This window comes from Rhodanobacter humi (genome assembly GCF_041107455.1).
Lineage (GTDB): Bacteria > Pseudomonadota > Gammaproteobacteria > Xanthomonadales > Rhodanobacteraceae > Rhodanobacter_A.
The window spans coordinates 1,182,232-1,194,946 of record NZ_JBGBPY010000001.1; the positions used below are offsets into that span (position 1 = coordinate 1,182,232).

The window sequence follows — 12,715 nt, forward strand, 5'->3', positions numbered from 1 at the left end:
CGTTGAATTTCCGCCCATGCTACGACTTGCGTCGGCGGGCCACCACAAACGACAAGCCCCGCCGAGGCGGGGCTTGTCGCATCCATGACGCAAACCGATCAGCGCAGGATCGAGGCCGGATCCTGCTTGGCCTGCAGCGCCGCGCACAGCTCGATAGACTCGGTGGTCTGCGCCAGGCCGCGCGAGATGCCGGCGGCATCGTTCATGCGCGGCTTGAAGAACGCCTGCAGGCGCTGCGCCTCGGCGCTGGAGCAGCCGCCGCCCGCGGCCAGCATCGGCAGGTAGCCGCCCGCGAAGCTGCCGGTGCGCTTGAGGATCTGCGGGTAGTGGCCGGCGAACCAGGTCCACATCGCATCGCGCTGGGCTTCGGTGTCGCGGCCCGAGCGCAGCAGCGAGGCCATCTCGCCCACTTTGACCGGCTTGCTGATCGCGAAGTCGCGCACCTGTTCGGCGAGCGCGGGGTCCTCGACGCTGGCCAGGCCGCCGAGGATACCGTTGCGCAACGCGGGATCGCTGGTCTGCGGCAGTTCGGCGATCAGCGCATCGACCGCGCTCTTGCCCTGGGTCTGCACCGCCACGCCCAGCGCGTCGCCGAGCAGGTCGGGGTTCGCGGCGGCGAGATCGAGGCGGCCGTCGGCCTTCTTCTTCAGCGCCGCCTCGCCCTGCTGGAGCAGGGCCGCACGCACCGCGGGCAGCTTGTAGTCGAAGGCCAGCGCGCCGGCGAGCGTGCTGCGCAGGAGCGAATCGTCCTCCGACTCGCCCGGCTTGCGCTGGTAGCCCAGCGCTTCGAGCTTCGGCAGGTAGGCGGCCTGCACCCAATCCGCGACGCGGGCGCGCTGGGCGTCGGTCTTGGCCACGTGGTGGTAGATCCAGCTCACGCGTCCCAGCGGTGCGGTGAACACCTGGCTCGTCTTCGACTGGGTGAGCGGCTTCAACGCGGCGAGCACCTGGCCGGCATCGAGATCGCCATGCTGGAAGCTGGCGCCGATCGCGTCGGCATAGGCGAGCTGCTCGGCGTCGCTGAGCTTGGCGACCTCTTTCACCAGCACGGCCAGCTCGCCCTGGTCGAGGCTGAAGCGGTAGTAGCCGGCGGCGTTCGCGTTCGGCATCACCCAGGTCGGATTGCTGGCGCCGGCCAGCACGATCGAGCCGGTCGCCTTGTCGAGCATGTCGCAGGCCACCTTGCTTCCGTCAGCAGTGCCGTAGCGCACGCACACCGGCACACCCCAGATGCGCGAGGCATCGCCATGGCTGCCCAGCGGCAGGTAGCGATCCTGCTTCAGTTCCAGCACGGTCTGGCCGTTCTTGTGCTCCAGCTTCGTCTGCACGTAGGGCACGCCGGACTGGTCGAGGAAGCTCTTGAACGCGCGCTTGAACGCGTCGCCCTTGCCCGCCGCGGTGGCGATCGCGTTGACCAGATCGTCCGCGGTGGCGTTGCCGAACTTGTGCGCCTGGATGTAGGCGCGCATGCCCTTCTGGAACGTCTTGTCGCCCACGTAGTTCTCGAACATGCCGATGACGGCGGCGCCCTTCTGGTAGGTGATGCCGTCGAACGCGGTCTCGATGTCGCCGTTGCCGGTGATCGGCTGGCGGATCTTGCGCGCGCTGACCAGGCTGTCGTTGCCCATCGCGCCCTGCGCGCCGCGCACGCGGTCGAGGTCGGCGCGGTATTCCGGATGCACTTCCTCGGTGACTTTCTGCTGCATCCAGGTGGCGAAGGCCTCGTTGAGCCAGATGTCGTTCCACCAGGCCAGCGTCACGGTGTCGCCGGTCCACTGGTGGGCCAGCTCGTGCGCGGTGACGTTGAAGGAACCGCGCACGTTGCGCGCCGGCGAATCCTTGTCGAGCAGCAGCAGCCAGTCGCGGAACGTGACCAGGCCCGCGTTCTCCATCGCACCGGCAGAGAAGTCCGGCGCGGCGAGCACGTCCAGCTTGTCCCACGGATAGCCGAAGCCGTAGTAGTTCTCCAGCGCGTGGATGATGCTCGGCGTCTCGGAGATCACGTGGCTCATGCGGTGCGCCTCGCCGGCGGCGGCGATGCCGCGCAGCGGCAGCGGCTTGCTGCGGTAGGCGTCGGGCGAGATTTCCGCGGTCGGGGTGATGTCCCACGGACCCACCGCGAACGCCACCAGGTAGGTCGGCAGCGGCAGGGTCTGCGCGAAGTTCACCGTCTTCCAGCCCTTGCCCGCCGGCTTCTCGCTGACCTGTTGCGTGTTCGCCACCGCGACCTGGTTGTCCGGCAGGGTGATCGAGATGTCGAACGGCGTCTTGAAGCCGGGCTCGTCGAAGCTCGGGAATGCGTAGCGCGCGCTGATCGGCTCCATCTGCGTCATCGCGTAGGGCTGGCCCTTGGCGGTGACCTTGTACAGGCCCTGCAGCTGCGCGTTGAGCGGCGCGGTGTACTCGAACTTCAACGTGATCTCGCCGGCCGGCAACGTGCTGCCGAAATCCACGCGCACCACGCCCGCCTTGGGGTCGGCTTCCACGTACTTCGCCGCGTGCGTCTTGCCCGCGGCGTCGGTCACCGTCACCTTCGACACCTTCAGTTCGGCACCGTCCAGCCACACGTGGTCGGAGGCCTTGGCCAGCTTCACCTTGATCGTGGTGGTGCCGGAGAAGTCGGTTTGCGCCGGATCCACCTTGAACGCGATCTGGTAGGACTGCGGCACCGCCCAGGACGGCAGGCGGCCCGTGGGTGCCTGGTCGGCACCGGCGGCGAAGGCCAGGCCGCAGCCGGTGGCCAGCGCGGTGAACAGGAGAGGACGGACAAGACGACGCATGAGGGGTTCCCCCGGGTGTGTACAGGAACCCGTCACGCTAGGCGGCACATGACTTTCCACACAGTGCCATAAGACATGTCGACGCCGGGGAGATCCTTGCTTGCACAAGGCGACTCAATGGCTAGTATCGTCTTTCATAGTCCAAATCTATGGAGAGGACGCCATGAACCTGCGCGACCTGCACTACCTGGTGGCCCTCGCCGAGCAGCGCCATTTCGGCCGCGCGGCGGAGGCCTGCTTCGTCAGCCAGCCCACCTTGTCCACCCAGATCAAGAAGCTGGAGGAGGAACTGGGCGTGGCGCTGGTGGAGCGCACGCCGCGCAAGGTGCTGCTCACCGACGTGGGTCGCGAAATCGTGGCCCGCGCCCGCGACGTGCTGAACGAGGTCGAGCAGATCAAGGGTATCGCGCGGCGCACGCTGGACCCCGAATCCGGCACGGTACGGCTGGGCATCTTCCCCACGCTGGGTCCCTACCTGCTGCCGCACGTGGTGCCGCGGGTGCGCGAACGCTTCCCGCGGCTGGAACTGCTGCTGGTGGAGGAGAAGACCGAGGAAGTGCTGCGCCGCCTGCGCGAAGGGCGACTCGACGCCGGCATCCTCGCCCTGCCGGTGCACGACGACAGCCTGCATGTGGAGTTCCTGTTCGAGGAACCGTTCCTGCTGGCCGTGCCGCAATCGCATCCGCTGGCGCGGCGCTCCTCGCTGAAGCTGGCCGACCTCGGCGACCAGAGCCTGCTGCTGCTGGAGGACGGCCACTGCCTGCGCGACCAGGCGCTGGAGGTCTGCCATCTCGCCGGCGCGGGCGAGAAGAGCGGCTTCCGCGCCACCAGCCTGGAAACGCTGCGCCAGATGGTGGCCGCCGACGTGGGCATCACCCTGCTGCCCACGCTGGCGGTGAAGCCGCCGGTGGCGCAGGCGCCGAACGTGCAGCTGATCGAGTTCCGCGGCAGCCACCCGCCGAGCCGGCGCATCGCGATGCTGTGGCGCAAGAGCTCGGCGATGGGCGGCTTCCTCAAGCAGCTCGCCGGGCTGTTCCGCGAACTGCCGAAGGGCCTGCTCGACCCGCACGACGCGGTCACGCCGGCGGTCGCGACGGCCACGCCCGCGAAGCCGCGTCGCGATAGCCCGAAACGATCGTCCTGATAAGCACAATCAATTTCAACGAAAGCTGCCGCAGCGCTAGGCTCGGGGAGTCGCGGCCACCAAGTCGCTCCCGCATTGCCCTCCCAGCCCGACGCCACGAGGTGATGTCATGAGCAAGCTGAAAGGCTCGAAGACCGAGCAGAGTCTGAAAGACGCGTTTGCCGGCGAATCCATGGCCAACCGCCGTTACCTCTACTTCGCCGCCAAGGCGGACGTGGAGGGTTACAACGACGTTTCCGCCGTGTTCCGCTCCACCGCCGAAGGCGAGACCGGCCACGCCCACGGCCATCTCGAATACCTCGAACAATGCGGCGACCCGGCCACCGGCCTGCCGTTCGGCGAAACCCATGCCAACCTGAAGAGCGCGATCGCGGGCGAGACCCACGAGTACACCGACATGTACCCGGGCATGGCCAAGACCGCGCGCGAGGAAGGCTTCGAGGAAGTCGCCGACTGGTTCGAGACCCTGGCCAAGGCGGAGCGCTCGCATGCGAACCGCTTCACCAAGTCGCTGAACGAGCTGGGCTGACTCGCACCGCCCTACCTCGCCCGTAGGAGCGGCTTCAGCCGCGATGGCGTACCGTGAAGCAAGGCAAACTCGCGACTGAAGCCGCCCCTGCAAGGTATGTTCGCTGCCGGACACGACCATGGCCGATCATCGCGAAGGCAACCTCGAAGCGCCCACCCGGCATCCGCTGGGCCAGGACGATCCCGCATTCTGGGACGCCAAGGCGCTCGAGGCAGAGCTGGAACGCGTGTTCAACATCTGCCATGGCTGCCGCCGCTGCGTGAGCCTGTGCCATGCCTTCCCCACCTTGTTCGACCTGATCGACGAATCGAAGACGATGGAGATCGACGGCGTGGCCAAGGCCGACTACCCGAAGGTGGTCGAGCAGTGCTACCTGTGCGACCTCTGCTACCAGACCAAGTGTCCGTACACGCCGCCGCATCCCTGGAACGTGGACTTCCCGCACCTGATGCTGCGCGCCAAGGCAGTCGAGTTTCGCGAGCACGGCGCGCCGCTGTCGGCGCGCATCCTGTCCAACACGCGGGCCGTCGGCAAGCTCGCCTCGATCCCGGTGGTGGTCGAGATGGTCAACGCCGCCAACCGCAACAAGACTGCGCGCAAGCTGCTGCAGAAGACGCTGGGCGTGGATGCCGATGCCCGCGTGCCCGAATACCACGTACCCACCGCGCGCAAGCGGCTGAAGAAGCTCGACGGGCGCGGCGATGCGGTACCGGCTGGCCGCACGAGCGGCAAGCTGGCGATCTTCGCCACCTGCTACTGCGACCATTCCGAACCGGGCGTGGTGGAAGACCTCGCCGCGCTGCTGGCGCACAACGCGATCCCGCACAAGCTGGTCGAACAGGAAAGCTGCTGCGGCATGCCCAAGCTGGAGCTGGGCGACTTCGACACCGTGCGCAAGTACAAGGAACGCAATATCCCCGTGCTGACCCGGATGGCGCGCGAGGGCTGGGACTTCACCGCGGCGATCCCCTCCTGCGTGCTGATGTTCAAGCAGGAGCTGCCGCTGATGTTCCCCGACGACGCCGACGTGGCGCTGGTGCGCGAACGCTTCTTCGACCCGTTCGAATACCTCGCCGAGCGCCACAAGGCCGGCTTGCTGCAAACCGATTTCAAGACCTCGCTGGGCAAGGTCGCCTGGCAGGTACCCTGCCACCAGCGCGTGCAGAAGATCGGCCCGAAGACGCGCGAGATCCTGCAACTGGTGCCCGACACCGAGATCGTCACCATCGAGCGCTGCTCGGGCCACGACGGCACTTACGGCGTGAAGCACCAGACCTACGCGCTGTCGCGCAAGCTGGCCAAGCCGGTGGAGAATCGCGTGGCGCAGGCCGAGCCCGCGCATTTCACCAGCGACTGCCCTATGGCCGGCGGGCACATCGCGCACGGGCTGGGCGACCAGCCGCAGGCCGAGCACCCGCTCAGCCTGCTGCGCAAGGCCTACGGCATTTAGAGGAGTGAGTGGAGAGGAGTGAGAAGCGAGGGAAAGCCTCGCCACCTGCTGCGCCGCTCCTGCTTTTGCCCTCTCTCACTTCCCACTTCTCTTCCCTCACTTCTGATCAAAGATCATGGACCCACTCGAACGCGATGACCTGCTCAGCCTGGAAAACTACGCGCTGGAGCGCGCCGAGTTCCGTGCCCGCGTGATGGCGCACAAGAAACAGCGCACCGTGCACCTGGGCGGGCACCTCACGCTGATCTTCGAGGATCGCCTGAGCATCCAGTACCAGGTGCAGGAGATGCTGCGCATCGAACGCATCTTCGAGCCGGCCGGCATCCAGGACGAGCTGGACGCCTACAACCCGCTGATCCCCGACGGCGACAACCTCAAGGCCACCTTGCTGATCGAGTACGACGACGTGGAACAGCGCAAACGCGAACTGGTGCGCCTGCGCGGCATCGAGCACGCGATCGTGCTGACCGTGCAAGGCCACGCACCGTGCGTCGCGGTGGCCGACGAGGACATGGAGCGCAGCAACGAGGAGAAGACCGCCGCGGTGCACTTCCTGCGCTTCCCGCTGGCCGCGGCGCGCGTTGCGGCGTGGAAGGCGGGCGCGCCGGTGACGCTGGCCTGCACGCTGCCGGCGATGCCGGTCGAGGCGGCGCTGACGCCCGAGCAGCGCGACACGCTGGCCGCGGATTTCGACTGAATGCGTCGCTCCTGGCTGGTCGCGGCCGCCCTGCTGGCGCTGTGGGGCAGCTGGTCGTGGTGGCAGGCGCGGCCGCTGCATCCGCCGCCGGGCGTGCTGGCGCCCGACGATCCCGTGCAGACGCCGCTGGAGGCGTCCATGGCGACTATCCTCGTGGGCGACTTCACGCTCGTTCCACGCGCGCGGTTCGATCTCACCGCGCGCGTGCTGTCCACCGCACGCTACCGTTTCGACACCGGCGCCGCGCTGGTGCCCGAAGACTTCGCGCTGGGCTGGGGGCGCATGTCCGACAGTGCCGTGCTGAAGCAGATCGACATCACGCAGTCGGCGCGCTTCTACTACTGGCACGTGCGGCAGTTCCCGATCCCGCGCCGCGAGATCGAGACGCACAGCGCGAACATGCACCTGATCCCCGCCGATGCAGGCGTGCGCCGCGCACTGGGACGCGCGCGGGTGGGCCAGCTGGTGGCGCTGGACGGCTACCTGGTGGACGCCGACCGCGCCGACGGCTGGCACTGGCGCACCTCGCTGACCCGCGACGATACCGGCGACGGCGCCTGCGAACTGTTCTACGTGACGTCGATCGCCATGCCCGCCGGACAGGGCGCGCCGGCGCCATCCAGCCCGCAGTAGCCGCCCCGCGGTTGCATGCCGTGCGCCGGCGTCGGCAGCAGCGCCTGTCCGCGCGCCGGCAAGGTCTCGTGGCGATGAGGCTGGCGCCGCTTCCGGACACCGATGCCGATCATGGGCATCTCCATCGTGCCGCCGGCACTGGCTGGCGGCACGGCGATCAGTAACGAAGCAGCGCATGCAGCGGCTGGCCGCCGCGCCAGCGCTCGCGCCCGCGCAAGGCTTCCAGCTCGATGAGCACGGCCGCGCCCGCGAGCTCGGCGCCGAAGCGCTCGACCAGCGTCTGCGCCGCGGCCAGCGTGCCGCCGGTGGCCAGCACGTCGTCCACCAGCAGCACGCGTTCACCGCGTTGCAATGCATCGCTGCGCGCCTCCAGCCGGTCGCTGCCGTATTCCAACTGATAGTCCACCGCCAGCACCGGCGGCGGTAGCTTGCCCGGCTTGCGCAGCGGCACGAAACCCGCGTGCAGCGCCTGCGCCAGCGCGGCGCCGAAGATGAAGCCGCGCGCCTCGATGCCGCACACCGCCTGCACGCTGGCCGCGCGCCACGGCGCGGCCAGCGCGGCTATGCAATCGGCGAAGCCGCGCGCGTCGGCCAGCAGCGGGCTGACGTCGCGGAACAATACGCCAGGCTGGGGAAAGTCCGGCACGGTGCGGATCAGCTCGGCGAATGCGTGCATCGTGTCCTCCATCGTCGGAATCGGGCTTGCCGCGGCGCCGGACGCAATGCGCCGAGCCGGATGCCAGTGGTGGACGGGCCGGCGGCCATGCGCCACGCGACGTGGCGCGCCGTCCTCGGCGCATCGGTAGCAAAGGCGGACACCGTGCGACTCAACAGGGCACGATCAACGGATCGTCCGCCGCATCGTCGTCGCCCAGCTCGCGCATGGCCTCGCGCGCCTCGGCCAGCTGCGCCTCGACCTCGCGCACGATACCCTCGGCGACGTCCACGCTGGAGTCGGGCACCATCACCGCGAGATAGTCCAGCGCCGGCAGCTGGCCCACTCCGCCGGTGAGGTACTCGCCGGCGATAAAGGCGGGAATCTGCGCATGCTCCAGCGCATCCTTCACCAGGTGCGCATCGAACAGGTTTTCGGCGCGGTAGACGGTATGCATGAGTCGCACGCTAGCCCCGCCGCACGCCGACAGCAAGCCCCGCGGCGCCCCAGTAGCGGCGTGGCGGCCATCTGCTCTATCGTCGCGCCAGCGGCGCCGGTAGCGCCGCAAGGCGACACGGGGGATGGCCAGCCTATGGGCAAGCGCGACGAAGGCTTGAGGTTCGTGAGCCTGGCCCATCGCCTGCGCACGCTGGGGCTGGGACTGGGCATGCTGCCGGTGGCGGCCGTGCTGTACCAGCAGCAGGCGCCGGCCTGGCTGTGGTCGCTGCTGCTCGTCAACGGCCTGCTGTGGCCGCACCTGGCCTGGCTGCATGCCGCGCGCGCCACGCGACCGGTGCGACACGAACAGTTCAACCTGATGACCGACTCGGTCATGCTGGGGACGTGGATCGCGGTGATGCGGTTCAACCTGCTGCCCTGCGTCATGCTGGCCTCGATGATGGCGATGGACCGCATCAGCGCCGGCGGCTGGCGGGTGCTGCTGCGTGCGCTGCTGCTGCAGATCGCGGCCTGCGCACTGGTCGCATGGCTGACCGGCTTCGCCTGGCAGCCGACCAGCGACATGTTCGACATCGTCGCTTGCATCCCGATGATGGCGATCTATCCGGTCTGGCTGAGCACGGTGAACTTCAAGTTCGGCCGCCGCATCCGCCAGCAGAACCGCCTGCTGGAGCAGCTCAACCGCACCGACACGCTCACCGGCCTCGCGAACCGCGCGCACTGGCTGGAAACGGCCGCGCACGAGATGCACCGCTACCTGCGCAACCAGCGGCCGGCCACGCTGATCCTGCTCGACATCGACGGCTTCAAGCAGGTCAACGACCTTCACGGCCATGCCGCCGGCGATGCCCTGCTGCAGGAGATCGCCGCGGTGCTGCGCGAGAGCCTGCGCAGCGTGGACACGCCCGGCCGCCTCGGCGGCGACGAATTCGGCGTGGTGCTGCCGGAGACCAGCCTCGAACGCGCCCGCGAGGTGGCCGAGCGGATCCGCCAGCGGGTCGAGCGGATCGGCCGCGGCGACGGCTCGTCCGTGCAGCCGTGCACGCTCAGCCTCGGCGTGGCGGAGGTCGGGCCGCGGCACGCCAACGTGGAAGCCTGGATCAAGCAGGCCGACGTCACGCTGTACCTGGCCAAGGCGCAGGGCCGCAACCAGGTCTGCGCGAACCCGGCGGAAATCGCGGCGCACTGAGTCGTCCAGCCCCGTACCTTCGGTCGCCAGCGGGGACAAGGTAAACTTCGCGGATTCTTTCGCCAGTCCGCGAGTCGCTTCATGTCGAGCCCGTCCAGCCCCGCCGAGTCCGCCACCGCCGCCGCGCCGGCCGACGGCCCGCGCGACTTCATCCGCCAGATCGTCCGCGAGGACCTGGCCGCGGGCAGGCATGTGGCGATCCACACCCGCTTCCCGCCCGAGCCGAACGGCTACCTGCACATCGGCCACGCCAAGGCGATCTGCCTGAGCTTCGGCATTGCCCGCGAGTTCAACGGCTGGTGCAACCTGCGCCTGGACGACACCAACCCCGGCAAGGAAGACCCCGAGTTCGTCCAGGGCATCAAGGACGACGTGCGCTGGCTGGGCTACGACTGGCACAACCTGCGCCACGCCTCCGACTATTTCGATGTGCTTTACCACGCCGCACTGAAGCTGGTCGAGGACGGTCTCGCCTACGTGGACGACCTCAACGCGGAGGAGATGCGCGAATACCGCGGCACGCTCACCGAGCCCGGCCGCAACTCGCCGCACCGAGAGCGTTCCATCGCGGAGAACCTCGACCTGTTCCGCCGCATGCGCGCCGGCGAGTTCGCCGATGGCGCGAAGACCTTGCGCGCGAAGATCGACATGGCCGCGGGCAACATCAACCTGCGCGACCCGGCGCTGTACCGCATCCGCAAGGTCACCCACCAGAACACCGGCGATGCCTGGCCGATCTACCCGATGTACGACTTCGCGCATGCATTGTCGGACGCGATGGAAGGCATCACCCATTCGCTGTGCACGCTGGAATTCGAGGACCACCGCCCGCTGTACGACTGGTGCGTGGACAAGGTCGACCTGCCGAACCATCCCGAGCTGTGGCAGTCGGTGGTCGCCGCCGGGCTGGAGGCGAAGCCGGCCAAGCCGCGCCAGATCGAGTTCTCGCGACTGAACCTCAGCTACTGCATCACCAGCAAGCGCAAGCTGGCGCAGTTGGTGAACGAAGGTTTCGTGGACGGCTGGGACGATCCGCGCATGAACACCTTGCGCGGCCTGCGCCGGCGCGGCTTCACCGCCGCCGGCATCCGCCTGCTGATCGAGCGCGTGGGCGTGTCCAAGCAGAACAGCGTGATCGACTATGCGATCTTCGAGAACTGCGTGCGCGAGGATCTCGACGCCGCCGCGCCGCGTCGCATGGCCGTGCTCGATCCGCTGAAACTGGTCATCACGAACCTGCCGGAAGGCCACGCGGAAACGCTCACGTTCGCGAACCACCCCAAGGACGAAAGCTTCGGCATGCGCGAGATTCCGTTCGCGCGCGAGCTGTGGATCGAGCGCGAAGACTTCGCCGAGGTGCCGCCCAAGGGCTGGAAGCGCCTGGTGCCCGGCGGCGAAGTGCGCTTGCGCGGCGTGGGCATCGTGAAGTGCGAGGAGGTGCTGAAGGACGGCGCCGGCAACGTCACCGAGCTGCGCTGCACGCTCGACCCCGAATCGCGCGCCGGGCTGCCCGGCGCCGACCGCAAGGTGAAGGGCACCATCCACTGGGTCAGCGCCACGCACGCGGTGGACGCCGAGGTGCGCGTCTACGATCGCCTGTTCAACGTGGCCGCGCCGGACGCCGAGGACGACGGTCGGCCATGGACCGCGCACATCAATCCCGAGGCCAAGCGCGTGGTGCGGGGCTGGGTCGAGCCCGCCGCGGCGCAGGCCGCGCCGGAGCAACACTACCAGTTCGAGCGACTGGGCTATTTCGTGACCGACCGCGTCGACCATCGTGCCGAGGCGCCGGTATTCAATCGCGTGGTGAGCCTGCGCGACACCTGGGCGGCGAAGGTCTGAGCGCGATGTTCCTGCCGCGCCAGATCCACCTCACCCTGCCGCCATGGGTCGACGAGTTCGTCGACGATACGCGCCGCTACGTCACCGATGAGGAGCGCGTGGGCCTCGCCATCGCGCTGTCACGCCGCAACATCGAGCACGGCCCCGGCGGCCCGTTTGGAGCCGCGGTGTTCAATGGGGAGGGCCGCGTGGTGTCGGTGGGCGTGAACCGCGTGGTGCCGCAGACCTGCTCGGTGGCGCACGCGGAGATGCTGGCCTACATGAGCGCGCAGCAGCGCCTCGCCAGCTTCCGCCTCAATGCCGACGGTGGCCGCTACATGCTGGCCACCAGCGCCCAGCCCTGCTGCCAGTGCTACGGCGCCACGGTGTGGGCCGGCATCGACGAACTGCTGATCGGCGCGCGCGCCGAGGATGTCGAGGAACTCACCGAGTTCGACGAGGGCCCGCTGCCCGCCGACTGGATCGGCGAGCTCGTGCGCCGCGGTATCGCGGTACGCCGCGACATCCTGCGCGACGAGGCGCGCGACGTACTCGCCAGCTACGGCGCCCGCGGCGCATCGTATTGAAACGCCTGCGCGCCGCCTTGCCGCTGGTCCTGCTGCTGGTCGCCGGGATCGTGCTGTACGCCTCGGGCGCGCTGGACCGGCTGAGCCCGCAGCACCTGGTCGCCCATCAACACGAGCTGCACGCGCACATCGCCGCGCACCCGTGGCTGAGTCGGCTGGCCTACGTCGGCCTGCTCGCGCTGGCGATGTCCACCGGCATCCCCGGCACCATCGTGATCATCCTCGCCGGCGGCTTCGCGTTCGGCGTGGTGGACGGCACGCTGTGTTCCTCGGCCGGGCTGACCCTGGGCTCGCTGATCCTGTTTCTCGCCAGCCGCTATGCCTTCGGCGCGGGCACGCGGCCCCCGCCGCCGTTCGCGGCCCGGCTGCACCACGGCTTCGAGCGTCACCCGGTGAGCTATACGTTGTTCCTGCGCTTCGTGCCGGTGATGCCGTTCGGCGCGGTCACCGTGGGGCTGGCCTGGCTGCGCTGTCCGCTGGGACTGTTCCTGGGCGCCAGCTGGCTGGGCGGCACTGTGTCGCTGGTGTTCGAGACTTCGATCGGCGCGGGACTGGGCACGGTGCTGGACCACGACGGCACGCTCGACATCGGGCTGCTGCTGCATCCCGTGGTGCTGCTGCCGATGGGCGCACTGGCCCTGCTGGCGCTGCTGCCGCTGGCCGTCGAGCGCCTTACCCGGCGCAGGCGGCAGGCCCGGCCGCCGGGCCCGCGGGACTGAACGCCCACAGCGTTTGCTAATCATCCGGCGCGCATGCTTGGTGGAACTGTGT

The 12,715-nt window shown here is 68.8% G+C and carries 12 protein-coding genes; 9 read left to right on the top strand and 3 right to left on the bottom strand.

The genetic code is table 11. The features are described 5' to 3' along the window. Positions 1-98: 98 nt before the first annotated feature. Entirely contained in the window at positions 99-2,780 is a 2,682-nt protein-coding gene (locus tag AB7878_RS05365; protein ID WP_369493365.1) for a M1 family metallopeptidase, read from the bottom strand. A 163-nt stretch (positions 2,781-2,943) separates the two neighbouring features. Between AB7878_RS05365 and oxyR the strand changes: the two genes are divergently transcribed. The 5 genes from oxyR (at position 2,944) to AB7878_RS05390 (ending at position 7,233) form a co-directional block, all read left to right on the top strand. Further along, positions 2,944-3,924, top strand: a complete 981-nt coding sequence (oxyR, locus tag AB7878_RS05370; RefSeq protein WP_369493366.1) for a DNA-binding transcriptional regulator OxyR — start codon at positions 2,944-2,946, stop codon at positions 3,922-3,924. 109 nt (positions 3,925-4,033) lie between these two features. Next, the gene (locus tag AB7878_RS05375; protein ID WP_369493367.1) at positions 4,034-4,453 is read left to right on the top strand and encodes a rubrerythrin family protein; all 420 of its coding nucleotides are present in this window, start codon (positions 4,034-4,036) and stop codon (positions 4,451-4,453) included. Positions 4,454-4,571: 118 nt separating this feature from the next. Further along, positions 4,572-5,903 carry a heterodisulfide reductase-related iron-sulfur binding cluster gene (locus tag AB7878_RS05380; protein WP_369493368.1) on the top strand — a complete coding sequence of 444 codons (1,332 nt, stop codon included), beginning with the start codon at positions 4,572-4,574 and terminating at the stop codon, positions 5,901-5,903. 115 nt (positions 5,904-6,018) lie between these two features. Next, positions 6,019-6,600, top strand: a complete 582-nt coding sequence (locus tag AB7878_RS05385; protein WP_369493369.1) for a DUF3501 family protein — start codon at positions 6,019-6,021, stop codon at positions 6,598-6,600. Next, positions 6,601-7,233 (top strand): hypothetical protein, encoded by a 633-nt coding sequence (locus AB7878_RS05390; RefSeq protein WP_369493370.1) that lies wholly within the window; start codon positions 6,601-6,603, stop codon positions 7,231-7,233. It begins immediately after the preceding gene. 157 nt (positions 7,234-7,390) lie between these two features. On the opposite strand, the gene AB7878_RS05395 is transcribed toward AB7878_RS05390, so the two are convergent. Further along, on the bottom strand, positions 7,391-7,909 hold the full coding sequence (locus tag AB7878_RS05395; protein WP_369493371.1) for an adenine phosphoribosyltransferase: 519 nt from the start codon (positions 7,907-7,909) through the stop codon (positions 7,391-7,393). 151 nt (positions 7,910-8,060) lie between these two features. Then, the gene (locus AB7878_RS05400; protein ID WP_369493372.1) at positions 8,061-8,345 is read right to left on the bottom strand and encodes a putative signal transducing protein; all 285 of its coding nucleotides are present in this window, start codon (positions 8,343-8,345) and stop codon (positions 8,061-8,063) included. A gap of 135 nt (positions 8,346-8,480) precedes the next feature. Here AB7878_RS05400 and AB7878_RS05405 point away from each other — a divergent pair, with 135 nt between their 5' ends. The 4 genes from AB7878_RS05405 (at position 8,481) to AB7878_RS05420 (ending at position 12,663) form a co-directional block, all read left to right on the top strand. Then, a complete protein-coding gene (locus AB7878_RS05405) occupies positions 8,481-9,536 on the top strand; it encodes a diguanylate cyclase (RefSeq protein WP_369493373.1) in 1,056 nt (351 codons plus the stop codon). Between the two features lie 81 nt (positions 9,537-9,617). Then, positions 9,618-11,378 (top strand): glutamine--tRNA ligase/YqeY domain fusion protein, encoded by a 1,761-nt coding sequence (locus AB7878_RS05410; RefSeq protein ID WP_369493374.1) that lies wholly within the window; start codon positions 9,618-9,620, stop codon positions 11,376-11,378. Between the two features lie 5 nt (positions 11,379-11,383). Then, positions 11,384-11,944 carry a deaminase gene (locus tag AB7878_RS05415; RefSeq protein WP_369493375.1) on the top strand — a complete coding sequence of 187 codons (561 nt, stop codon included), beginning with the start codon at positions 11,384-11,386 and terminating at the stop codon, positions 11,942-11,944. Further along, a complete protein-coding gene (locus AB7878_RS05420) occupies positions 11,941-12,663 on the top strand; it encodes a TVP38/TMEM64 family protein (protein ID WP_369493376.1) in 723 nt (240 codons plus the stop codon). Before AB7878_RS05415 ends, AB7878_RS05420 begins: the two co-directional genes overlap by 4 nt. The last annotated feature ends 52 nt before the right edge of the window (positions 12,664-12,715 follow it).